This is a genomic window from Vibrio sp. 9-16B-A1 (assembly GCF_056726165.1).
Window position 1 is genome coordinate 17558 of the sequence record NZ_JBSDZD010000018.1, and the last position, 22546, is coordinate 40103.

The window sequence follows — 22546 nt, forward strand, 5'->3', positions numbered from 1 at the left end:
ACATCGTCTATCTTTTCAGCATTTTGGATATAGCTTACGTGCGTTGGTGGTTGTTGCTTTACACATTTCTGTGCTCAGTTCCGGCTCTGGCCGCCAAGGAGCAGGTGCTGGTGGTGCATTCGTATCATCAGGGCTTTTTCTGGACCGATAATCTGCACCGGGGCATTGAAGAGCAGTTGCACCAGCATCAGCTCAGCCACCGGGTGTTTTATCTTGATTCCAAGCGAACCCAGAGCAGCCGTTACTTTAAGCAACTGGAGCAGCTGTTTCGTACCAAGCTGGAAAACGAATCCTTCCGCGCGATCATCGTCACCGACAACAACGCCCTCGCACTGATGCAGCAGCTGCACGATGTGGTGGGGGATACCCCGGTGATCTTTGGTGGCATCAACAACTACTCCCCGGACCTGCACCCGGATCTGAACGCGACCGGCGTCTCGGAGAATGCGGTACTGGAGAGCAACCTCAGGCTGGTGCATGCCCTGCAGCCGGACGTCGAGCAGATTCTGGTGGTGACCGACAGTTCTAATACCGGTCAGGCGGTGCGTAATGAGCTCAAACAGTTCTATATTGCTGAGCCGGAGCTGGCGAGAAAGATGCGCAGCGTGAGTCCAAAGTCTTATGAGCAGCTGTTTGAGCTGGCTGAGCAGCTGGACAGCAAAAGCGCACTGTTGTTCTGGATCTATTTTCGTGACGACAAAGGTTACTCACCAGATGAGCAGGCCTGGCAGGAGCTGACCCTGCGCTCCAATGCACCTGTGTATATGCTGTATAACGCCGGGGTGGGTTATGGCAGCGTTGGCGGTATCATGCTCGATGGTTATACCCACGGCAGCCAGGTTGGCCGGATCGCCGCGCAGGTGATTAAACACCCGGACGAGCCACTGCCGCCGGTCCGCGCCAGCAGCCCCAAGCTGAGCCTTGATTATGACGCCCTTGAGCGCTGGGGCATGGATGATGAAGTGGTGCTGGCCGATACCCTTCTGCACAAGCCGCAGCCACTGTGGCAGCGCTACGCCCGTCAGCTGAAGGTGTTTGTTATTCTGCTGGTGGTCATGGGAGCGGTGATCCTGATACTGCTCTACTATACCCGCCGTCTCGCACACAGCCGTGGGGAACTGAAAAAGAATCAGCTGCTGCTCGAAAGTATCTTTGATGAGAGTTATATGCACATTGGTATTTTCGATCAGCATGGCCGGCTGGTTTCCAGTAACCGGCGCCTGCAGGAGCTGCTGTTCAGTCAGGATTTCAATATTGAGCGTCCTCTGTGGCAGCTGGGCAGCTGGTCCCAACCTTCTTCTCAGTCGGTGTATCACTTTTTTAATCAGGACAGGGCCACCCAGGACAGGGCCGCCCAGGTCAGCCGCTTTGAAGCTCAGATCCTGCACCACGGGCTGGGCAGCCGCACCCTGGATGTGTCGCTTAAGCCGTTGCCGCGTGAAGTGGATGAGCTGCCGCAGTATCTGCTGGAAGCACAGGACATTACTGAGCGTAAAGCGACCGAAGACAAGCTGTTTGAGAGCGAAGCCAGTTTCCGTCACTACTACGAAAAGCAGCCGGTAATGATGCTGACCCTGGATGACAATAACCGGGTCCAGGCAGTTAACCGCTTTGCCCAGGAGCTGTTGGGTTATGACACCATGGATATGCTTGGTCACCGGTTGCGTGAGTTCTATTTTGATAACCGTGAGCTGAGTGCCCGTCAGTTGCTGCTTCAGCCAAGGGCGTCCGGCCTGTCGGTATGGCGCCGGGAAGTGCAGTACCGGGCCAGTAATGGCATGCCTGTCTGGATCCGGGAGAACATCCGTCCGCTCAGTGATACCCATCAGCTGCTTATTGTCGGGGAGGACATCAGTGAAACCCGCCTGCTGGCGGATCAGCTCGCATACCAGGCTCAGCATGACCTGCTGACCGACACCTATAACCGCAACTACTTTGAGCAGCAGCTGCAAAAAGCGATGCAGGAGACCGAGGGCTACTACCGCACCCACGCCATGCTGTTTATCGACCTCGACCAGCTCAAAGTGATCAACGATACCGTCGGCCATGAAGCCGGGGACGAGGCGATTATCTTCTGCGCCCGGCTGATTCAGGACGTGTTGCCGTTTAATGGCGTGCTGTCGCGTATGGGTGGGGATGAGTTCGCGGTGCTGCTGCGTGACTGCACCGAGCGGGATGCGACCCGCATCGCTCAGGAGATCATCAGCAGCCTGAGCGGGCAGGCTTTTGAGCTGCAGGACCTGCGGCTTAACCTGAGCTGTTCCATTGGTATCCGTTTGATTGACCACACCGCGACTTCGCCGCAGATGGTACACGCCCAGGCCGATACTGCCTGTTACGCTGCCAAGGAAGAGGGCCGTAACCGTTATCAGCTCTATCATGTTGATGATGCCGAGCTGCGCCAGCGTGAGAAAGAGATGGAGAGCGTGAACCTGGTGCACGAAGCGTTGGCGAGCCAGCGGCTGGAGTTGTTTGCCCAGCAGATCCTCGCGCTTCAGAATCCGGATATTATTCACTTTGAAATCCTTGTACGCCTCAAAGACAATCAGGGCGGGTACCTCTCTCCGGGCGTGTTTATGCCGGCTACCGAGCGCTACCATATCGCCCATCTGGTGGACCGGGAAGTGGTCCGTCAGACCCTGAAGTGGCTCGATGAGCACCCGCAGCAGGCAGCGCAGATCACCATGTGCTCGCTTAACCTGTCCGGTCAGTCGGTCAACAACTATGAGTTTGTGGCCTTTCTGAAAAATGCCCTGGCGGAGAGCGCGTTCCCGAATGAGAAGCTGTGTCTGGAGATCACCGAAACCGCAGCGATTCAGAACGTGGAGATGGCTACCCGTGCCTTTGGTGAGCTGAAACAGCTGGGCTGCGCGATTGCGCTGGATGATTTTGGCTCGGGCCTGTCGTCGTTTGGTTACCTGAAGACCCTGCCGGTCGATACCGTTAAGATCGATGGCCTGTTTGTGCGTGATATCGACCAGAATGAAACCGACCTGATTATGGTGCGCTCCATCAATGACCTTGCGCAGCAGATTGGTAAAACCACGGTGGCCGAGTTTGTCGAAAATGAGCAGATCCTGGCGCTGTTGCGTGAACTGGGTGTGGATTACGCCCAGGGGTACCATATCGGCAAGCCCAAGCCACTGCCTGAGCTGATGCGGGAGCTGACGTCCTGAGCCTGCCGCAGGCATGAATCTGACATAGCAGCAGGGCGCAATTGGTATTACACTTGTCGCCCGCCAATCTGACCCAACCGGAGTTTACGTGCGTATTCAACTTATCTGTGAACAATCTGACCACCAGGCTCACCTCGATGAACTGGCACAGCGCTGGCAGCTGGAGCATGACCCGGAGTCCTGCTTTGCGCTGGTGTACACCGGCACACAGCTGGAGTTACGTAAACTCGATGAACCAAAACTGGGCGCGATCAGCGTTGACCTGGTGGGTGGTGCGGTTGGGCACAGGCGCAAGTTTGGCGGCGGTAAAGGTCAGGCGATTGCCAAAGCGGCCGGGCTGAACAAAGGCGTAACGCCAACCGTGCTCGACGGCACCGCGGGCCTTGGCCGGGATGCATTCGTACTGGCGTCACTGGGCTGTAAAGTGCAGATGGTCGAGCGTAATCCGGTGGTCGCGGCGCTGCTCGATGATGGCCTGAAGCGGGCAGGGGAAGACCCGGAGATCGGCCCGTGGGTAAGTGAGCGGATGTCACTGCTGCACGCCAGCAGCCTGACGGCGCTGAATGAACTGGCGCAGCAGAAAGACTTTGTCCGCCCGGATGTGGTCTACCTCGACCCTATGTATCCGCACCCGGAAAACAAAAAGAAGTCCGCGCTGGTGAAAAAAGAGATGCGGGTATTTCAGTCTCTGGTTGGTCCGGACAACGATGCCGATGGCCTGCTTGAACCGGCGCTGGCGCTGGCGGCCAAACGGGTTGTAGTCAAACGCCCGGACTATGCGGAGTGGCTGGACAATCACAAACCCAGCATGGCGATTGAAACAAAGAAAAACCGCTTCGATGTGTACGTGAACGCGGCGATGAGTGCGGAGTAAATCTGCTTGCTTTCCAGGCTGATTCGGGATATATCTTAAAGAGAATTATTATCGTTTCGGTGTCAGGAGAGCAGTATGACCAGGCGTTTATGTAAACTCAGTCGCCATGAAAGTTTGGGCACTATTTCTCAGCTGGTGGCTCAGCCTGAATTTGTCTGTCGTTCGTGTCACCGCGCTGCGGCGGATAAAGGCAGCCTGTGTAAGCCGCAACGCCTGCCTGACGTGCAGAAGGCCGCTTCTGCATCTGCTAACACACTTGCCGTCGCCCCCGCACCTGCGCCCGCACCTGAATCCATGAAGAAGGCTTCGTTGCCGGCTCAGACAGAGCGGCCGGTAGCCGTGTTGGGTAAAAAAGCGCTGAATAAACAGAAGAAGCGTAACAAGCAGCTGAAAAAGCTGCTGAAGAAGCAGACCAAACTGGTCAAAAAGATGGAAAAGCTGGAGCGGCGATATGCCCGCCTCGAACCTGGCAATGCTTTACAAAAAGTGGCTTCGCGAGCGGGTGCCCCAAAGAGCTCTGTTCCGGAAAAAACAGCTCCGGAAAGCACACTCCCGCTGCACTGACATCTGTCAGTATTTTTCATCATGTCACCGTACCGGCAGCATGGCTGCCGGCAGACGACTTTCCTTTTACGCCTCTTTGATCGGCACTACCAGCATGTCGACCGGTGAGCTGTTGATCAGCTGACGGGTACTAGACAGCAGTTTGCTCCAGAAGTCCTGATGGTGTCCGCACACCAGCATATCCACTTCCAGTTCCTCGATGGCCTGCTGCAGTTCGCCGCTCAGGTCACCGCTGCCTACCAAGGTGTGTTTGATTGGATAGCTGGCGTGATCCGCCAGTGCCTGCAGTTGTTGCTGAGAGGCTTCCATATTGTGGTGCTGGGTTTCGGCCAGGTTGATGTCGATAAGGCCGGTGTAGAGCTCAGCGTAGTTCACATCTATATGGATGAAAGAGACCGCCGCATCAAGCGGTTTCGCCAGTGAAACCGCTTTGTCTATCAGCAGTTTGCTGTCCTCTGAAAGGTCGATGGCGACCAGGATGTGTTGATAACTCATAGAATTGCCTCCCTGAAAAATTCCTTACTATCAATGTAGCACTCAGGCAGGGATTTTTTTGCCATGATGATCCCATTCCCTTGTTTCTAAACAATCGGAATATAAGTAAATAAAGTGTTATAGTGAATGTGACACAATCAATTCAACAGGAGTTTCCCATGCTGTCGCAAACCATGGTCGAGCAACTTAATGAGCAAATTAACCTCGAATTCTTCTCATCCAATCTATACTTACAAATGAGTGCCTGGTGTGAAGACAACGGGTTTGAAGGCGCAGCTGAATTCCTGCGTGCCCATGCCTCCGAGGAGATGGAGCACATGCAGCGTCTTTTCACTTATGTCAGCGAAACCGGTGCGATGCCGATTCTGGGAGCTATCGAAGCACCTCGTCATCAGTTTGACAGCCTGGGCGAAGTGTTTCGTGAGACCTACATGCACGAGCAGATGATCACGGAAAAGATCAACAAGCTGGCGCATGTGGCATTCACCAATCAGGACTACTCGACGTTCAATTTCCTGCAGTGGTACGTGGCTGAACAGCACGAGGAAGAGAAATTGTTTAAAGGGATATTAGACAAGCTGGAGTTGGTCGGCGAAGACGGCAAAGCGCTGTTCTTTATCGACAAAGACCTGGCTGAAATGGCGAAAGCAGGTTCATCTTCGATTATGGACGCGCCGGCTGAGTAAAGCATCTGGTACAAGATACGGTTACTCTTTTCCTTCCCGGCGTTTTTTCGAAGTCCCAGAAGATGTAGGGAGGAAAGATGATCAGTGGAGATACCGTATTATTTGCATTGCTGATAGTCACGTTAGTGAATCTGGCACGTTACCTGACCGCATTGCGCTCACTCATTTACATCATGCGTGAAGCCCACCCGCTGTTGTATCAGCAGGTCGATGGCGGAGGTTTTTTTACCACCCACGGTAACGTCACCAAACAGGTCAGGCTGTTTCATTACCTGAAAAGTCGTGAATATCTGCACCACCATGACCCGGTGTTTACCGGTAAGTGCATCAAAGTCAGGGAGTTATTTATCCTGACCAGCGCCCTGGTTGGCGTGACACTGCTGATGGCGATGGTGGTATAGCCCTGACGTCAGGAAATGGTTAAAATAGCGTCCCTGAAGGATGCGCGAGCTGTCGCGCATCTTTTTTTGTTTTTGAGGGCACGAAATGAGTAACCAGTTTGATGTAATTGTAATTGGCGCCGGGGCTGCCGGGCTGATGTGTGCCGCCCAGGCAGGCGCACGTGGCCGCCGGGTGCTGGTGGTGGACCATGCCAAAAAGCCTGGCCGTAAAATCCTGATCTCCGGTGGCGGCCGCTGTAACTTCACCAACTACGACGTCAGCGCGGCAAACTACCTGTGCCGTAACCCTCATTTCGTCAAATCCGCCCTGTCGCAGTACACCAACTGGGACTTTATCTCACTGGTCTCCAAATACGGGATTGAGTTCGAAGAGCGCGACCACGGTCAGCTGTTCTGCCTCGATTCGGCCAAAGAGATCGTCGATATGCTGCTCGAAGAGTGCAAAAAAGCCGGAGTGGAGTATCGCTACCGTTGTGACGTGCACTCGCTGGAGAAAACTGGTGCCGGATTCAGCCTGAATCTGGATACAGACCAGGTGAGCTGTGAGTCTCTGGTCGTGGCGACCGGTGGTCTGTCGATGCCTAAACTGGGCGCGACGCCGTTTGGATATAAGATTGCTGAGCAGTTTGGTCTGGATATGGTTCCAACCAGTGCTGGTTTGGTTCCATTCACCCTCCATACCCAGGATAAAGAGTCACTGGAAGACCTTTCCGGTATCGCGGTTCCGGCTGAGATCACCACCGAAGACGGCACCCTGTTCAAAGAAGCGCTGCTGTTTACCCACCGTGGCCTGTCTGGTCCGTCGGTACTTCAGGTCTCCTCTTACTGGAAAGCCGGTCAGTCGGTACGCATCAACCTGGTACCCAATGAAGACATTCCTGAGCTGCTGAGCCGTTCAAGAGAGAAACACCCGAACCAGAGCCTGAAAAACACCCTCGCCAAGGTGCTGCCAAAGCGCCTGGTGGAGGTACTGATCGATCGCAAAGAGCTGCAGGACAAACCGCTTAAGCAGTTCAATCCCAAAGAGATGCAGGCTATCTGCGATAAGCTGGAAAACTGGCATATTCTGCCAAACGGCACCGAAGGTTACCGCACTGCGGAAGTGACCCTTGGCGGGGTGAACACCGATGAACTCTCTTCCAAAACCATGGAAGCGAAGAAAGTACCGGGCCTGTACTTTATCGGTGAAGTGATGGACGTCAGCGGCTGGTTAGGCGGCTACAACTTCCAGTGGGCCTGGTCGAGCGGATTCGTTGCCGGGCAGAATGTTTAAGAAACTGAGATACGAGAGTTGAGATGCGAGAGCAGGGAGTTTAGTTTCCCGTACCCCGTACCCCGTACCCCGTACCCCGTACCCCGTACCCCGTACCCCGTACCCCGTACCCCGTACCCCGTACCCCGTACCTCGTACCTCTTATCCCGCTCCCGCTTCCCCCGCCTGCTGCAGACTGTACGCCGTAGACGGGTCGGTTTTCTTCACAATCACTTCTACTTTTTCGATCGCCGTCAGCGAGGTGGTGTCTTTGCGGTAGCTCAGGTAGATCGGCCGGTACCAGGGTTCCACACCTTCCACTCTGTGCAGCTGGCCGGTGGCGATAAAGGGCTCGACCACGGAAGCCGGAAGGTAAGCTGAGCCGCCTTTCTCAAGGATAAAGTCCAGTGCGATACGTCCTGTCGCAGTGCGCAGGGTGGGCGGTACAATTTTCGGGTGCCGGGCTGCGTGCTCGGAGGTAAAGCGGGTTCCCCAGTCTACGTATACGTACTGATTATTCAGCGCAGTCTCCTGGTCGCACTTTTGGGTTGAGACCAGCACCAGTACCAGCTCCGCGACCTGTTTGCACGCCAGTTCATCTGCTTTGAGCGGGTCAAAACCAAACGCCATATCCAGGGTACGCTCAACCAGCCTGCGGTTGAGGCCTTCGCGGGTCAGGGCTTCGGCCTGGAATGCGTAACCGGCAAACTCATCTACCATCACGCTGAGACAGTTCTGCAGGTAGGCATCCCAGATATTGGGGGTACCGGCCAGGGTGAGCTGGATGGCTTTGTCTTCGGCCAGCGCCAGTTCGATTTTGGCCTGGTCGAGGGTATTGACCATGATCTCGGCATAGCTCACCAGGCGCTCGCCGGTGCTGGTCAGGCGAATGCTGTTGCGCTCACGGGTAAAAAGCGCAGTATCGAAATAGCTTTCCAGCTGTTTAATCCGGGCACTGACTGCCGCCTGGGTGATATACAGATTTTCGGCCGCCCGGCCGAAGTGACGCACCCGCGCCAGTTCAAGGAAGGTGCGAAAGACTTTCACATCCATACGCATAGCTCTCAAATAGGGTTAACCCGCTCAGCTTAACAAGCTTTATTTGTGGTGACGATATAAATTTTTTGTTTCCGTTTTCCTGCTTAACTGCCTAATTTCACTCTCAGAATCAGTCCGATTTTATGACCATTTAACAGAGGTTCCTATGCATCAGGAAATCGCAATCCGCCTCGGGCAAAAGCGTTTTTTTGACAACAGAAAGTTTCCGCGTGGCTTTGGTAAATCCGGGGATTTCACCCTGTCTGAAGCTGACCTGCTGACCATGTACGGCGATACGCTGAATGCGCTGCAACATGGTGAGCTGCTGGCGGCCAACGATGAAGAAGATCACTTTCTTGTGGTACTCAGAGACCCGTGCAAAGCCCGCAGCCGGGTTGAAAAAGTCTGGCTGAAATATCAGAAGCTGGCCTATGGCCGCCGTTCATTCCATACCCTGCATTCGGTGGGCAGATCGTCTGGTGAAGAGATGGATGAGAGCGAAGAAGCCATGATGATCGATGATGAATAAGATAACGGCGCCTGATGGCGCCGTTATTGTATGGATTACTCCGGCGTGGGCTCGGGGTGAGCTTTTTTGCCTTTCAGTTGCTGGATCAGCAGTCCGGCCACAATCAGGCACAGGCCGACCAGGGTCGAAGGGTGGATCTCTTCGCCGATGATGGTCGCCAGCAGCATCAGTGAGATAAACGGCGAGGTAAAAATCAGGTTGCTGATCCGCGCCGTATTGCTGGTCAGCTTCAGCGCGCTCAGCCAGAGTACAAACGTCACGCCCATCTCAAACAGCCCCACATAGCTGACCGCCATCCAGCCTTTCCAGCTGATCTGACTCCAGCTGCTTCCCTCGTACCAGGCAAGCCCAAACGCAAAGGGCTGGGCAATCAGAAAGCCCAGCAGTACGCCCAGTACCGGGTCGGCTTTGTTTTTGGTGTTCAGAATCCAGTAACCGGCCCACAGCAGGGTGGAAAGCAGCGCCAGTCCGACGCCCAGCGGGCTTTCAAAATCCAGCGCCAGCAGGTCGCCTTTGGTGGCGATCACCACCACGCCCAGGTAGCCAAGCACGCAGGCGGCCCAGTCCTGTTTTCGGATCTTCTGGCCCAGAAACAGCGCCGCCATCAGGGTCAGGGTGATGGCCCAGCTGTAGTTAAGTGGCTGGGCCTGGGAGGCAGGCAGCAGCTCGTAAGCTTTGAACAGGATCAGGTAGTAGCCTAGCGGGTTGATTAAACCCAGCAGCAGGTAATAGCCCGGATTGGCGGCAAAAGTGGAGCCCAGGGCGGAAAGCTTGCCCTGCAGCGCGCAGATAACCAGCAGCGCGATGGCAGACACGCAGCTGGCAGCGGTCAGCATCTGCACCGGGGTCAGCTCGGCCAGGGTGAGTTTAAATGCGGTCGCGACAGTCGACCACAGCAGTACCGCACTGATACCAAAGCCCAGTGCACGACGTTCATTCATTGTATTTACTCTCTGAAACAGCAGGCAAAATTTGCGGGAAATACCGCCAATATATCCGCCATTCGGTAAAGGTCAAAACTGGACATTTATCCAGTATGTGACTTACTATTTTAATCAGTCAGATAAGCCCGGACATAACCCATGCAATGGATCGTTGAAAATCAGCAATTACTTCTCTCACTTGCCGGCACCGCGCTGGCCTCCGGATGCCTTGCCGGCTGGTGGGTGAAACAGACCATGACCACCCGGCTGCGGGTAGTGGAAGAGCAGCTGAGTCATGAGCAGTATCTTCATCAAAGCTGTACGGAGCAGCTTGCTCAGGCGCGTCAGGAACTCGATGAGCTCGATGACGAGCGGGATAAAGCGGCTCATGAGCTGAAGCAGTCTCATGGCCGGCTGATGGCAGCGATGGAAAAACTGCGTTATCTGGAAACGGTTAAACAGGAGAAAGGCCAGCTGACCGGGCAGCTGGAGCATACCCGTGAGATGCTGGCCGACAGTGAAGCCCTGCGCCGTGAGCAGGAGGCCCGCCATGAGCAGGAGCAGATCGCTGCCGCAGAAAAACTGACGCTGCTGGAAAATGCAGAGCAGCGTCTCAAGCAGCAGTTTGAGCAGCTGGCCAGTCAGCTGTTTGAAGTGAAGACCGCCAAAGTGGACCAGCAAAACCGCCAGAGCCTGGACGGACTGCTGACACCGCTCAAAGAGCAGATCGAAGGATTCAAAAAACAGGTCAGCGACGGCTTTGGTCAGGAAGCCAAAGAGCGTCACACCCTGATGCATGAAGTGCGCAACCTGCAAAAGCTCAACGAGCAGATGGCTCAGGAAGCGCTAAACCTGACCCGGGCGCTGAAAGGGGACAATAAACAGCAGGGCAATTGGGGCGAGGTGGTGCTGGCGAGAGTGCTGGCCGAATCGGGCCTGCGTGAAGGGCATGAGTACCACACCCAGGTCAGCCTGCAGGGCGAGGCCGGTAAGCGCTATCAGCCGGACGTGCTGGTAGAGCTTCCGGGTGAGAAGCAGGTGGTGGTCGACTCCAAGATGGCGCTGGTGGCTTATGAGCGTTACTTCCACGCTGAAGAAGAGAGTGAACGTGAACAGGCGCTCAGTGAGCACCTGCTGGCGATCCGAACCCATATTAAAGGGCTGAGCAACAAGGATTACCATCAGCTGAAAGGGATCCGAAGCCTGGATTACGTGCTGATGTTTGTGCCGGTCGAGCCGGCATTCCAGCTGGCGGTACAGGCCGACCCGAAACTGGTGAATGATGCACTGGAGCATAATATCATTCTGGTCAGCCCGACCACACTTCTGGTGGCACTGCGCACCATCGATAACCTGTGGCGTAACGAGCGCCAGAACCAGAACGCAAGGCTGATCGCCGAGCGCGCCGGCAAGCTGTATGACAAGCTGCGCCTCTACCTGACGGACATGGAAGCCCTTGGCGGAGCGCTGGATAAAGCCAACCAGAACTACCAGGGCGCGATGAACAAACTGGTCACCGGCCGGGGCAATGTGTTGCGTCAGGCGGAGTCGTTTAAAGAGCTGGGCGTGGAAGTAAAAAGGCCGATGCCATCGTCTTTGCTGGAGCTGGCACAAAATGAACAACTGACACAAAGACAAGCGGTTGAGGATAAAGTAGACTAGAGCGCAGCATTGTCCCCCAGATGCGGGAAGAAGGAAAAACAGATGACAGATGTAAGCGCTCAACTCGATAACCAGTCAACCACCCACTTCGGTTTTGAAACCGTCGCCAAAGAGGAAAAAGTCGCCCGGGTCGCCCAGGTGTTCCACTCTGTGGCAGCCAAATACGACATCATGAATGACCTGATGTCCGGCGGGGTTCACCGGTTGTGGAAGCGCTTTACCATCGACTGCAGCGGTGCCCGTCCGGGCCAGCGCATTCTTGACCTTGGCGGCGGCACCGGTGACCTGACCGCCAAATTCTCCCGTATCGTGGGCGACAAAGGCCATGTGATCCTGGCCGACATCAACAACTCTATGCTCAACGTTGGCCGTGACAAGCTGCGCGACAAAGGCGTGGTGGGCAACGTTCATTACGTTCAGGCTAATGCTGAAGAGCTGCCGTTCCCGGATGACTACTTTGACTGTATTACCATCAGTTTCTGCCTGCGTAACGTGACCGATAAGGACAAAGCGCTGCGCTCTATGTTCCGGGTTCTGAAACCGGGTGGCCGCCTGCTGGTACTGGAGTTCTCCAAACCGGTATTTGAGCCCCTGTCCAAGGCGTATGATGCTTACTCTTTCCACCTGCTGCCTAAAATGGGTGAGCTGGTGGCCAATGATTCAGAGAGCTATCGCTATCTGGCCGAATCTATCCGTATGCACCCGGATCAGGAAACGCTCAAAGGTATGATGAATGAAGCCGGATTTGAGCAGACCAGCTACTACAACCTGACCGGCGGTATCGTTGCGCTGCACCGTGGCTACAAGTTCTGAGGTGTTCATGCCATTTGACCCGATTGTCACCGCTGCGGTGGAATCCACTCTCAATTTGCTGATCCAGGACGACCCGGAACTGGTGCGCCGTCTTGGCCGCCTGAAAGGTAAAGTCATACAGGTGGAGTTGCAGGAGTTCTCCAGGAGGCTGACGTTTGTTTTCAGCCAGCAGGTGGACGTACTGGCGAAGTATGAAGGTGAGCCGGACTGTTTTCTGTCGCTGAAACTGCAAACCCTGCCGGAGCTGCGTGAGCAGGCGAACATCACCCGCCTTCTTAAACAGGACAAGCTGGTGCTTGAAGGGGATATCCAGCTGGCGCAGTCTTTTGCCCGCCTGCTGACCGACGCCCGCCCGGATATTGAAGAGTGGCTGTCCCGCCTGACCGGCGATGTGGTCGCCCATACCCTGGTTTCCGGAGTCAAAGGTGGCCTGTCGTTCCTGAAGCAGGAAGCGGGGCGCAAACACCGCCATCTTGGTGAAGCGATCACCGAAGAGTGGCGACTGGCCCCGCCACCGCTTGAGCTGGCGTATTTCTGTGACCAGGTGGATGACCTGGTACGGGATGTGGCCCGGCTTGAAGCCCGCCTCAATGCGCTGGGAGAGAAACTATGACCCCGGCAGAGCTGAGTCGCCTGTACCGCATTACCAAAGTCATGCTGGAGTATGGTCTGGATGAACTGATGCCCGACCATCAGCTGACCCGTACCCCATTGCTTGCCCGCCGTGGCCTGTTCTGGATTAAAAACCGTCACCCTGAGAAGCCGCTGGGTGAGCGGTTGCGTTTTGCACTGCAGTCGCTCGGCCCGGTATGGATCAAGTTTGGTCAGATGATGTCTACCCGCCGGGACCTGTTCCCGCCGCATATCGCCGATCAGCTGGCGATGCTGCAGGACAGGGTCGAGCCTTTTGACGGCGCTCTCGCCAGAACGCAGATGGAGCTTGCCCTTGGTGGTGAACTGGAAAACTGGTTCAGCGATTTTGATATTGAGCCGCTGGCTTCTGCTTCCATTGCCCAGGTCCACACCGCCAGGCTGAAAGAGTCAGGCCGGGAAGTTGTGCTGAAAGTGATTCGTCCGGACATCAAACCGGTGATCGACGCGGATATTAAGCTGATGTACCGCATGGCCCGCATCGTTGCCAGAGCGCTGCCGGAGGCCCGTCGCCTCAAGCCGGTGGAAGTGGTGCGCGAATACGAGAAGACCCTGCTCGATGAGCTGGATCTGCGCCGTGAAGCGGCGAACGCCATGCAGCTGAGACGTAACTTTGAAGGCAGTGAAGAGCTGTACGTTCCAGAGGTGATCAGTGACCTCAGCAGTCAGGAGCTGATGGTTTCAGAGCGGATTTACGGTATTCAGGTATCGGATATTGAAGCGCTGCACGCCAACGGTACTAATATGAAGCTTCTGGCTGAGCGCGGTGTGAGTGTGTTCTTTACTCAGGTGTTCCGCGACAGCTTTTTTCACGCGGACATGCACCCGGGTAATGTGTTTGTGAATCCGGACCATCCGGAAAATCCGATGTGGATCGGTCTGGACTGCGGTATTGTCGGTACCCTGAACAGTGAGGACAAGCGCTATCTGGCGGAGAACTTCCTCGCTTTCTTTAACCGCGATTATCACAGGGTCGCCCAGCTGCACGTTGACTCGGGCTGGGTTCCGGCCGACACCAATGTGCAGGAGTTTGAGTTCGCTATCCGTATGGTATGTGAGCCGATTTTTGCCAAGCCGCTGTGCGAAATCTCGTTTGGTCACGTGCTGCTGAACCTGTTTAATACGGCGCGCCGGTTTAATATGGAAGTGCAGCCACAGCTGGTATTGCTGCAAAAAACGCTGCTCTATGTTGAAGGGTTGGGGCGTCAGTTGTATCCTCAGCTTGATCTATGGGAAACCGCCAAACCTTTCCTTGAGAAATGGATGGCGAACCAGGTCGGCCCTCAGGCTGTGCTGAATGCAGTAAAAGACAAAGCGCCGCTGTGGGCGGAAAAGCTGCCCGAGCTGCCTGAGCTGTTATACGACAGCCTGAAGCGGGGGCGGGATGTCAGCCTTCGTCTGGATCAGATGTATCATGGCTACCGTGAAATTAAGCGCCAGCAGGCTAAAAGCCGTTTCTGTCAGGGAATGGCTGCGACCTTTACCCTGAGCAGTGTGATTTTGTTTGTTTATGGCCAGCCCTGGTATGCTTTGCCGGCGATCACATCCGGGATCATATTCTGGTGGCTGAGCTGGCGAACACTGAAAATATAGTTTGACGTAGAATCTTATTCTGGCGCAGGATTAACCTGCACCGTTAAAAAACCGGCACTGTTTGTAGCGGGAACTTCACAATTTCCGGCTGCAGATTAGTGTACTCTGACTGTAAGTAAATTAACCCGAGGAAGACAGAACAGATGGGTGGAATTAGCATTTGGCAACTTTTGATTATTGCCGTTATCGTTGTTTTGCTGTTTGGAACCAAGAAGCTGCGCAATATTGGCGGTGACCTTGGCAGCGCGGTCAAAGGCTTTAAGAAAGCCATGAATGACGACGAAGACAAGAGCGCGAAAAAAGACGCAGACTTCGATACTCCTAATCTGGAGCAGAAGTCGTCAGCGCAGGAAGAAACAACCGAAAGCAAAAAAGACAAAGAGCAGGTTTAATCCGTGTTTGATATCGGTTTCTGGGAACTGATCCTGATTTCGGTGGTGGGTCTGGTGGTACTGGGGCCAGAGCGCCTGCCGGTCGCCATCCGCAATGTGTCCCGTTTTATCGGTGCGGCCAAAAGCATGGCCAACAACGTCAAAGACGAGCTGTCACATGAGCTGAAAATTCAGGAGCTGCAGGAAAACCTGCGCAAAGCTGAGAAGATGGGGATGGAAGACCTGTCCCCGGACCTGAAAGCTTCGGTAGATGAGCTGAAAAAGGCAGCTCAGGACGTGCAGCGCCCGTATGCAAAGCCTGATGCCGGCGAGTCCCGGTCTGACACTTCAGACCATCAGGAAAAAGCTCAGACGCCGCAAAAACCAGCCGGTGAATAAAACTGTTAATCAGGTAAGCGTTGCGCTTACCTGTTTTTTTGCTGCGTGTCAGACAGGGCCCCTGCCTGGCAGCATTCCCATTGTTGAGGTTAGATATGTCTACTGTTGAGCAGACACAACCGCTGATCAGCCACCTGATTGAGATGCGTAACCGCCTGCTTAAGGCGCTGGCATCGGTGATGGTGGTGTTTATTGGCCTTATCTGGTTCTCGGGTGATATCTATGAGTTTATCGCCTCACCGCTGATCGAGCGTCTGCCGGAAGGGGCGACCATGATCGCCACCGATGTGGCGTCGCCGTTTTTTACCCCGCTGAAACTGACCCTGGTGGCCTCAGTGTTTGTCGCTGTGCCGCTGATCCTGTATCAGGTATGGGCATTTGTTGCGCCGGGGCTGTATAAGCATGAGCGCCGCCTGATCGCGCCACTGCTGTTTTCCAGCTCAATCCTGTTTTACTGCGGTGTGGCGTTTGCTTACTTCGTGGTATTTCCGCTGGTGTTCAGCTTCTTTACCGCGATCTCGCTTGGCGGTGTAGAGTTTGCCACGGATATTTCCAGTTACCTGGATTTTGTGCTGGCGCTGTTTATGGCATTTGGCATCGCATTTGAAGTACCGGTGGCGATTATCCTGCTTTGCTGGACCGGTGCGACGGATGTGAAAAGCCTGTCTGAGAAGCGTCCGTATATCATTGTGGTAGCGTTTATTGTTGGCATGCTGCTGACCCCGCCGGATATGATCTCTCAGACCCTGCTGGCCATTCCTATGTGCCTGCTGTTTGAGGTGGGGCTGTTCTTCGCCCGCTTCTATACCCGCCGCTCTGATGATGAAGATGAGCAGCAGACAGAAGAAGAGTAATCAGAGAAACGGCGCCGGAAGGCGCCGTTTTTATTATCAGCTCAGTGAGAACAGCTGCAGGGCATTGCGGGTAGTCGTGGAGATTACTTCCTCTGCTGACACCTGTTTAAGGTCAGCAATGCGTTGTGCGACCAGGCTGGTATAAGCTGGCTCATTGCGTTTCCCCCGGTGAGGAACCGGAGCCAGATATGGGCAGTCGGTTTCCAGCACCAGCTGGCTCAGATCCAGATCCGGGATCACTTTATCCATTCCGCCATTCTTAAACGTCGTAACACCGCCAAGGCCGAGGTGAAAACCGAGATCCGTGATGGCTTTGGCTTCTTCCAGGGTCCCGCCAAAGCAGTGGAAGATACCGCACAGGTTGCCATTCTGTTCCGGTTTAAGCAGTGCCAGGGTCTCTTCGATGGAGTCCCGGGTGTGGATCACCACCGGCAGGTCTAACTGTTTGGCCCAGTTCAGCTGGGTGACAAATGCCCGTTCCTGCTGCGCGCGCCAGGTTTTATCCCAGTACAGGTCGATACCGATTTCACCCACGGCGATATACGGGTGGCTGTCGAACATCGGCTCCATGGTGGCCAGTACCTGATCGACATTTTCATCCACATAGCAGGGGTGCAGGCCCAGCATTGAACGGCACAGGTCCGGGTAAGCCTTTTCGGTGGTCAGCATCGGCTCTATCGATTCCAGGTTAATGTTTGGCATCAGAATCTGGCTGATCCCCTGTTCGCGGGCGCGCTGGATCACCAGGTCCCGGTCCTGGTCAAATTCGCTGGCGTAGATATGGGCGTGGGTGTCGATCATGGTGTGTCTCTGTATATCGCTTTAATTGTGCACAGTATACCCGTCTGAAAGATTTGCGCACCGGGACATTTTTTGGTGGTGGTGCTGCTCATCTTTGCACTCAGTGGTATAGTCGATGCCAGCTTTCCACCGAATAAGGAGAATCGCGTGTCGGTTTCAGTTCAGGGGCAGTTTCCTGCCCGTCGTATGCGTCGCATGCGTAAGCACGATTTCAGCCGTCGTCTGATGGCAGAAAACCAGCTCAGCGTCAGTGATCTAATTTATCCAGTGTTTATCCTGATGGGGAAAAACCGTCGCGAAGAAGTGCCGTCAATGCCGGGTATTGAGCGTCTGTCTGTCGATCTGCTGCTGGAAGAAGCGCAGTATCTGGCGAAGCTGGGCATTCCTGCGATGGCCCTGTTTCCGGTGGTAACCCAGGACGCGAAAAGCCTGTGTGCGGCGGAAGCCTGGAACCCGGATGGTCTGGTGCAGCGCGCGGTGAAACTGCTTAAAGAGCACGTGCCGGAAATGGGCGTGATCACCGATGTGGCTCTGGACCCGTTTACCACTCATGGTCAGGACGGCATCATTGATGAGCAGGGTTATGTGCTCAACGATGAAACCACCGAAGCCCTGATCAAACAGGCCCTTTCCCACGCAGAGGCAGGTGCGGATGTGGTGGCTCCATCGGACATGATGGATGGCCGCATCGGCGAAATCCGTAAGGCGCTGGAAGAGGCGGGTTACATTCATACCCAGATTATGGCTTATTCGGCTAAATACGCCTCGAACTACTATGGCCCGTTCCGTGATGCGGTCGGTTCCGCTGCCAACCTGAAAGGGGGCGACAAGAAAACCTATCAGATGGACCCGGCCAACAGCGACGAAGCGCTGCACGAAGTGGCGATGGACATCAACGAAGGCGCGGATATGGTGATGGTCAAGCCAGGTATGCCTTATCTGGATGTGGTACGCCGGGTGAAGCATGAGCTGCAGGTTCCGACGTTTGCTTACCAGGTATCGGGTGAATACGCGATGCACATGGCGGCGATTCAGAATGGCTGGCTGAAAGAGCGCGAAACCATCATGGAATCCCTGCTGTGCTTTAAGCGCGCCGGTGCTGACGGCATTCTGACTTACTTCGCCAAACAGGTTGCCGAGTGGCTGGCTGAAGATGGCGCTAAGGCCGAAAAAGCGATCAGTGAGTAACCCCCGCCGTTGAGCAAATATCCTGGCCGGGCGAATGTCCGGCCTTTTTTATTTTTACTACAGGAGCCCATAATGCAGATCAGAAACGGCACACTGCAGGAGTGTGTGGACATTGTTCAGGCGATTCCTGAGTTTGCCCACAAAGAGACGGTACAAAGCCTGCAGGCCAGGCTGGATAAGTTTGAGCACGCTCAGGTGCTGGTCGCAGAGGCGCAGGGTCAGCTGCTTGGCTTTAAAATTGGCTACGCACTGGATGAGGCGTGTTATTACAGCTGGTTTGGCGGTGTGGCTCCGGCCGGGCGTAAGCAGGGGGTAGCTCAAAAACTGCTTGAAGCGCAGGAGGCCTGGGTGACGGAGCAGGGCTTTTCACGTCTTAAGGTCAAATCACGCAACCGCTTTGCTGCTATGCTGAGAATGCTGCTCAGAAATGGCTATCTTATTGAAAACTTTGAGCATTACCCTGGTGATCTGGACTCAAGAATTCACTTTGTGAAGCAGTTGAGTGAAAGTAAATGAGAAAAGTTATCATTTGGACTTGATCTCTAAGTGAGAATTGTTATTATTTAACCGTCTTAGGGAAAACGCTGAAACTTCAGGTTTTAATGCACTCCTGAATGACACGACATTGCTCACATTGCTTCCAGTGTAATTTAGCTTTAAGGCAAAACGATAACTCCGAATATGGTTAGGCCGCATATGCTAAGCGACATCTTTATGATGTCGCTTTTTTTTTGCTTTCCGGCTAAGGCTATTGCCAATCCTTCCCATTTTTTTCCACACGCCGGGATCAAAAAAGGATCGGGGATTATGGTGATCTGTTTGCTTTAAGTTATTGTAATTGCTGGATTTAAAATTCATATCTTCTGTTTTTGTGAGGTGTGAATTGGTTGTGAATAACTTTTCTCAACAGAGTTATCCACAGATTCGGGATGTTATTCTTTGCTCAAATTCGGTGCAAATTGGTGCAAAAAGGGGCACTGAGCGATGCATTTGCTGACACTGCTGTGCGGCACAAATCCTGTCACGCTACATGACAGGTCAGGGCAAGTCATGGCATCCTTAGCCAATTCAAAAACAAGCCACCGGACGCACTGACTATGGCAACCATTCCTGACAATCCGCTGATTCTGATCGACGGCTCTTCTTATCTTTACCGGGCGTTTCATGCCTACCCGGGCACAATGAGCAACGGGGATATCCCGACTAACGCCGTTTACGGTGTGGTGAATATGCTGCGCAGTATGATGCGTCAGTTCAGCTCTGACCGTATCGCGGTGATTTTTGATGCCAAAGGCAAAACTTTCCGTGACGATATGTACCCGGAATACAAAGCGCACCGCCCGCCAATGCCGGACGACCTGCGCTGCCAGATTGAGCCGCTGCATCAGGTGATTAAGGCGATGGGCCTGCCGCTGTTGTCCATCGAAGGGGTGGAAGCCGATGACGTGATCGGCACCCTGGCATACCAGGCTTCGCAGGCGGGGATGCCGGTGCTGATCAGTACCGGTGATAAAGATATGGCTCAGCTGGTGGATGACAACATTACCCTGATCAACACCATGACTAACGTGGTGATGGACCGTGAAGGGGTGGTGGAGAAGTTCGGTATTCCGCCGGAGCTTATTATCGACTATCTGGCGCTGATGGGCGATAAAGTCGATAACATCCCGGGTGTGCCGGGCGTGGGCGATAAGACTGCAACTGCGCTGCTGCAGGGTATTGGTGGTCTGGACAAGCTGTATGACAACCTGGACGATATCGCGCCGCTGGGCTTCCGTGGTTCTAAAACCATGGCGAAGAAGCTGACCGAGCATAAAGAGAACGCGATGCTTTCATACCAGCTGGCGACCATCAAGCTGGATGTGGAGCTGGATGTGACGCCGCAGGACCTGGTGAAACAGACACCGGATAAAGATGAGCTGATCAGGCTGTACGGTCAGATGGTGTTTAAGTCGTGGCTGAACGAGCTGCTGGAAGGCGGCAGTGGTGAAGTGGAAGCGATTGAGCGACCGGCTGCTGGTGCGGCGAAAGCGGACGACATGGACACCAGCGCGGTGACCATCGACCGCAGTCAGTATGAAACCATCCTCGATGAAGCGTCTCTGGATAAGTGGCTGGAGAAACTGAGCCAGGCAGAGTTGTTCGCATTTGATACCGAAACCGACAGCCTGAACTATATGCAGGCTAACCTGGTGGGCGTCTCGTTTGCGACCGCTGAAGGTGAAGCGGCTTATGTGCCGGTTGCCCATGACTATCTGGATGCGCCTGAGCAGCTGCAGCGCGATCTGGTGCTGGCTAAGCTGAAACCTCTGCTGGAAGATGCGGCCAAAGCCAAAGTTGGCCAGAACCTGAAGTACGATGCCAGCGTGCTGGCGCGTTATGACATTGAGATGCAGGGCATTGCCCACGATACCATGCTGGCTTCTTACGTGTACAACAGCGTAGGCGGCAAGCACGATATGGATAGTCTGGCGCTGCGCTTTTTGCAGCACAGCTGCATTTCGTTTGAGTCGGTTGCGGGTAAAGGCAAGAAACAGCTGACCTTTAACCAGATAGACCTGGAGCAGGCTTCGCCGTACGCCGCAGAAGATGCAGACATTACCCTGCGCCTGCATAACCGCATCTACGCTCAGATTGAGCAGGATGAGAAGCTGAAAGCCATCTACGAAGAGCTGGAAGTGCCACTGGTACCGGTTCTGTCGCGTATGGAACGCAATGGTGTACTGATCGATGATATCCTGCTGTCAGCCCAGTCTCAGGAGATCGCTCAGCGTCTTGATGAACTGGAGCAAAAAGCCTTTGAGGTCGCCGGTGAAGAGTTTAACCTCAGCTCACCAAAACAGCTTCAGGCAATCCTGTTTGAAAAAATGGGTCTGCCAGTGGTGAAGAAAACCCCGTCCGGCGCACCTTCGACCAACGAAGAAGTGCTGCAGGAGCTGGCACTGGATTACCCGCTGCCCAAGCTTATTCTGGAGTACCGTGGCCTTGCCAAGCTGAAGTCGACCTACACCGACAAGCTGCCTAAGATGATTGACCCGCATACCGGTCGGGTGCATACCTCTTACCATCAGGCAGTGACCGCGACCGGTCGTTTGTCTTCGACCGATCCGAACCTGCAGAACATTCCGGTGCGCAGTGAAGAGGGCCGCCGTATCCGTCAGGCCTTTGTTGCACCGCATGGCCGTAAGATCCTCGCGGTCGACTACTCGCAAATCGAACTGCGGATCATGGCGCACCTGTCTGGTGATAAAGCGCTGCTGGATGCGTTTGCCCACGGTAAAGACATTCACGCCGCCACGGCTGCTGAAGTGCTGGGTCTTCCTATTGATCAGGTCAGCTCTGAGCAGCGCCGCCGTGCCAAGGCAATCAACTTTGGTCTGATTTATGGCATGAGCGCGTTTGGCCTGGCCAAACAGTTGGGTATTCCGCGTGGTGAAGCTCAGTCTTACATGGACACTTACTTCGAGCGTTACCCGGGCGTGATGCAGTACATGGAAGATACCCGTGCTATGGCATCGGAGCAGGGCTTCGTTGAGACCATCTGGGGCCGTCGCCTGCACCTGCCGGAGATCAAGTCACGCAACGGCATGCGCCGTAAGGCAGCTGAGCGTGCAGCAATCAACGCCCCGATGCAGGGTACCGCAGCGGACATCATTAAAAAGGCGATGCTGCTGGTGGATGAGTGGATTCAGACCGAAGGCGAAGGCCGCGTGACTCTGTTGATGCAGGTACACGATGAACTGGTATTTGAAGTTGATGAATCTTCGCTCAGCGATGTTGAAACTAAAATACAAAAGCTGATGGAATCAGCGGCTGAACTGGATGTGCCGCTGGTTGCAGATGCTGGTCATGGTGACAACTGGGATCAGGCCCACTAAGACGTTTTTTAAACAAAAACGGGATTTTTATATGAGCCAGCGCACACGCTGGCTTTTTTTTGTTGTTAAGAAAGTGCCTGAATTCATTCACATCGCTGAAATTCACAAATCATTAATGAAAAAAAACTACGAAAGTGGTTTCCATTTCTGTGTGATTGTTGTACATTAACTCTCGTAGGGTACAGAGGTAAGATGTTCTATCTTTCAGACCTTTTGTTTCACGTTATTGGATTAGGCTGATTCAGCCGCCCCAGTCAGTTTTTGACTGGGGCGTTTTTTATTGTGCCAAAACAAAATGTTAGCCTTACATTCATCTCTTTTTTGCACCAGTGCAGATCTGACTTTTCTTCCCTTCAGCCCGTTTTGTGACAGAGAGCCTTATGGCCGTGACCGGTTTG

The 22546-nt window shown here is 54.3% G+C and carries 22 protein-coding genes; 18 read left to right on the forward strand and 4 right to left on the reverse strand.

Going from position 1 to position 22546, the window contains the following annotated elements:
* The first annotated feature begins 38 nt into the window (after positions 1–38).
* From ACVB80_RS21595 to ACVB80_RS21605, 3 genes are all read left to right on the forward strand, one after another.
* The gene (locus tag ACVB80_RS21595; RefSeq protein WP_481083358.1) at positions 39–3176 is read left to right on the forward strand and encodes an ABC transporter substrate binding protein; all 3138 of its coding nucleotides are present in this window, start codon (positions 39–41) and stop codon (positions 3174–3176) included.
* 88 nt (positions 3177–3264) lie between these two features.
* Positions 3265–4050 carry a class I SAM-dependent methyltransferase gene (locus tag ACVB80_RS21600; RefSeq protein ID WP_481083359.1) on the forward strand — a complete coding sequence of 262 codons (786 nt, stop codon included), beginning with the start codon at positions 3265–3267 and terminating at the stop codon, positions 4048–4050.
* A 75-nt stretch (positions 4051–4125) separates the two neighbouring features.
* Positions 4126–4614, forward strand: coding sequence for a hypothetical protein (locus ACVB80_RS21605; RefSeq protein ID WP_481083360.1), 489 nt, complete (start codon positions 4126–4128; stop codon positions 4612–4614).
* A 66-nt stretch (positions 4615–4680) separates the two neighbouring features.
* On the opposite strand, the gene ACVB80_RS21610 is transcribed toward ACVB80_RS21605, so the two are convergent.
* Positions 4681–5109 (reverse strand): universal stress protein, encoded by a 429-nt coding sequence (locus ACVB80_RS21610; RefSeq protein ID WP_481083361.1) that lies wholly within the window; start codon positions 5107–5109, stop codon positions 4681–4683.
* A gap of 158 nt (positions 5110–5267) precedes the next feature.
* On the opposite strand from ACVB80_RS21610, the gene ftnA reads away from it, so the two are divergent.
* The 3 genes from ftnA to ACVB80_RS21625 all read left to right on the forward strand — a co-directional run bounded on the left by ftnA (position 5268) and on the right by ACVB80_RS21625 (position 7469).
* Positions 5268–5795, forward strand: a complete 528-nt coding sequence (ftnA, locus tag ACVB80_RS21615) for a non-heme ferritin (RefSeq protein WP_481083362.1) — start codon at positions 5268–5270, stop codon at positions 5793–5795.
* A 77-nt stretch (positions 5796–5872) separates the two neighbouring features.
* The gene (gene uspB / locus ACVB80_RS21620) at positions 5873–6196 is read left to right on the forward strand and encodes a universal stress protein UspB (RefSeq protein WP_481083363.1); all 324 of its coding nucleotides are present in this window, start codon (positions 5873–5875) and stop codon (positions 6194–6196) included.
* A gap of 85 nt (positions 6197–6281) precedes the next feature.
* Positions 6282–7469: a BaiN/RdsA family NAD(P)/FAD-dependent oxidoreductase gene (locus ACVB80_RS21625; protein ID WP_481083364.1), complete on the forward strand. Its 1188-nt coding sequence runs from the start codon at positions 6282–6284 to the stop codon at positions 7467–7469.
* Between the two features lie 141 nt (positions 7470–7610).
* Here the strand turns inward: ACVB80_RS21625 and ACVB80_RS21630 are convergent, their stop codons facing one another.
* Positions 7611–8501 (reverse strand): LysR family transcriptional regulator, encoded by an 891-nt coding sequence (locus ACVB80_RS21630; RefSeq protein WP_481083365.1) that lies wholly within the window; start codon positions 8499–8501, stop codon positions 7611–7613.
* A gap of 151 nt (positions 8502–8652) precedes the next feature.
* Between ACVB80_RS21630 and ACVB80_RS21635 the strand changes: the two genes are divergently transcribed.
* Positions 8653–9015: a MaoP family protein gene (locus ACVB80_RS21635; RefSeq protein ID WP_481083366.1), complete on the forward strand. Its 363-nt coding sequence runs from the start codon at positions 8653–8655 to the stop codon at positions 9013–9015.
* 35 nt (positions 9016–9050) lie between these two features.
* Here ACVB80_RS21635 and ACVB80_RS21640 read toward each other — a convergent pair whose 3' ends face one another.
* The gene (locus ACVB80_RS21640; protein WP_481083367.1) at positions 9051–9956 is read right to left on the reverse strand and encodes a DMT family transporter; all 906 of its coding nucleotides are present in this window, start codon (positions 9954–9956) and stop codon (positions 9051–9053) included.
* Between the two features lie 141 nt (positions 9957–10097).
* On the opposite strand from ACVB80_RS21640, the gene rmuC reads away from it, so the two are divergent.
* The 7 genes from rmuC to tatC all read left to right on the forward strand — a co-directional run bounded on the left by rmuC (position 10098) and on the right by tatC (position 16281).
* The gene (gene rmuC / locus ACVB80_RS21645) at positions 10098–11600 is read left to right on the forward strand and encodes a DNA recombination protein RmuC (RefSeq protein WP_481083368.1); all 1503 of its coding nucleotides are present in this window, start codon (positions 10098–10100) and stop codon (positions 11598–11600) included.
* 42 nt (positions 11601–11642) lie between these two features.
* Positions 11643–12413, forward strand: coding sequence for a bifunctional demethylmenaquinone methyltransferase/2-methoxy-6-polyprenyl-1,4-benzoquinol methylase UbiE (gene ubiE, locus ACVB80_RS21650; RefSeq protein ID WP_481083369.1), 771 nt, complete (start codon positions 11643–11645; stop codon positions 12411–12413).
* Between the two features lie 7 nt (positions 12414–12420).
* Positions 12421–13026, forward strand: a complete 606-nt coding sequence (locus ACVB80_RS21655; RefSeq protein ID WP_481083370.1) for a ubiquinone biosynthesis accessory factor UbiJ — start codon at positions 12421–12423, stop codon at positions 13024–13026.
* Positions 13023–14657, forward strand: a complete 1635-nt coding sequence (ubiB, locus tag ACVB80_RS21660; RefSeq protein WP_481083371.1) for a ubiquinone biosynthesis regulatory protein kinase UbiB — start codon at positions 13023–13025, stop codon at positions 14655–14657. Before ACVB80_RS21655 ends, ubiB begins: the two co-directional genes overlap by 4 nt.
* Positions 14658–14800: 143 nt before the next feature.
* The gene (gene tatA / locus ACVB80_RS21665) at positions 14801–15049 is read left to right on the forward strand and encodes a Sec-independent protein translocase subunit TatA (protein WP_481083372.1); all 249 of its coding nucleotides are present in this window, start codon (positions 14801–14803) and stop codon (positions 15047–15049) included.
* 3 nt (positions 15050–15052) lie between these two features.
* Positions 15053–15427 (forward strand): Sec-independent protein translocase protein TatB, encoded by a 375-nt coding sequence (tatB, locus tag ACVB80_RS21670; RefSeq protein ID WP_481083373.1) that lies wholly within the window; start codon positions 15053–15055, stop codon positions 15425–15427.
* 95 nt (positions 15428–15522) lie between these two features.
* Positions 15523–16281, forward strand: a complete 759-nt coding sequence (tatC, locus tag ACVB80_RS21675) for a twin-arginine translocase subunit TatC (RefSeq protein WP_481083374.1) — start codon at positions 15523–15525, stop codon at positions 16279–16281.
* Between the two features lie 36 nt (positions 16282–16317).
* On the opposite strand, the gene ACVB80_RS21680 is transcribed toward tatC, so the two are convergent.
* Positions 16318–17082 carry a TatD family hydrolase gene (locus tag ACVB80_RS21680; protein WP_481083375.1) on the reverse strand — a complete coding sequence of 255 codons (765 nt, stop codon included), beginning with the start codon at positions 17080–17082 and terminating at the stop codon, positions 16318–16320.
* A 147-nt stretch (positions 17083–17229) separates the two neighbouring features.
* Between ACVB80_RS21680 and hemB the strand changes: the two genes are divergently transcribed.
* From hemB to spfP, 4 genes are all read left to right on the forward strand, one after another.
* The gene (gene hemB / locus ACVB80_RS21685) at positions 17230–18270 is read left to right on the forward strand and encodes a porphobilinogen synthase (RefSeq protein WP_481083376.1); all 1041 of its coding nucleotides are present in this window, start codon (positions 17230–17232) and stop codon (positions 18268–18270) included.
* Between the two features lie 72 nt (positions 18271–18342).
* Positions 18343–18786, forward strand: coding sequence for an N-acetyltransferase family protein (locus ACVB80_RS21690; protein WP_481083377.1), 444 nt, complete (start codon positions 18343–18345; stop codon positions 18784–18786).
* A gap of 581 nt (positions 18787–19367) precedes the next feature.
* Positions 19368–22148 carry a DNA polymerase I gene (polA, locus tag ACVB80_RS21695; RefSeq protein ID WP_481083378.1) on the forward strand — a complete coding sequence of 927 codons (2781 nt, stop codon included), beginning with the start codon at positions 19368–19370 and terminating at the stop codon, positions 22146–22148.
* A 192-nt stretch (positions 22149–22340) separates the two neighbouring features.
* A complete protein-coding gene (gene spfP / locus ACVB80_RS21700) occupies positions 22341–22388 on the forward strand; it encodes a small protein SpfP (protein ID WP_438356636.1) in 48 nt (15 codons plus the stop codon).
* Positions 22389–22546 lie beyond the last annotated feature (158 nt).

Coding starts and splice junctions, on each gene's coding strand:
- ACVB80_RS21605 (WP_481083360.1), top strand. CDS start 4,126: ATGACCAGGCGTTTATGTAAACTCAGTCGCCATGAAAGTTTGGGCACT.
- ACVB80_RS21610 (WP_481083361.1), bottom strand. CDS start 5,109: ATGAGTTATCAACACATCCTGGTCGCCATCGACCTTTCAGAGGACAGC.
- ftnA (WP_481083362.1), top strand. CDS start 5,268: ATGCTGTCGCAAACCATGGTCGAGCAACTTAATGAGCAAATTAACCTC.
- uspB (WP_481083363.1), top strand. CDS start 5,873: ATGATCAGTGGAGATACCGTATTATTTGCATTGCTGATAGTCACGTTA.
- ACVB80_RS21625 (WP_481083364.1), top strand. CDS start 6,282: ATGAGTAACCAGTTTGATGTAATTGTAATTGGCGCCGGGGCTGCCGGG.
- ACVB80_RS21630 (WP_481083365.1), bottom strand. CDS start 8,501: ATGGATGTGAAAGTCTTTCGCACCTTCCTTGAACTGGCGCGGGTGCGT.
- ACVB80_RS21635 (WP_481083366.1), top strand. CDS start 8,653: ATGCATCAGGAAATCGCAATCCGCCTCGGGCAAAAGCGTTTTTTTGAC.
- ACVB80_RS21640 (WP_481083367.1), bottom strand. CDS start 9,956: ATGAATGAACGTCGTGCACTGGGCTTTGGTATCAGTGCGGTACTGCTG.
- rmuC (WP_481083368.1), top strand. CDS start 10,098: ATGCAATGGATCGTTGAAAATCAGCAATTACTTCTCTCACTTGCCGGC.
- ubiE (WP_481083369.1), top strand. CDS start 11,643: ATGACAGATGTAAGCGCTCAACTCGATAACCAGTCAACCACCCACTTC.
- ACVB80_RS21655 (WP_481083370.1), top strand. CDS start 12,421: ATGCCATTTGACCCGATTGTCACCGCTGCGGTGGAATCCACTCTCAAT.
- ubiB (WP_481083371.1), top strand. CDS start 13,023: ATGACCCCGGCAGAGCTGAGTCGCCTGTACCGCATTACCAAAGTCATG.
- tatA (WP_481083372.1), top strand. CDS start 14,801: ATGGGTGGAATTAGCATTTGGCAACTTTTGATTATTGCCGTTATCGTT.
- tatC (WP_481083374.1), top strand. CDS start 15,523: ATGTCTACTGTTGAGCAGACACAACCGCTGATCAGCCACCTGATTGAG.
- ACVB80_RS21680 (WP_481083375.1), bottom strand. CDS start 17,082: ATGATCGACACCCACGCCCATATCTACGCCAGCGAATTTGACCAGGAC.
- ACVB80_RS21690 (WP_481083377.1), top strand. CDS start 18,343: ATGCAGATCAGAAACGGCACACTGCAGGAGTGTGTGGACATTGTTCAG.
- polA (WP_481083378.1), top strand. CDS start 19,368: ATGGCAACCATTCCTGACAATCCGCTGATTCTGATCGACGGCTCTTCT.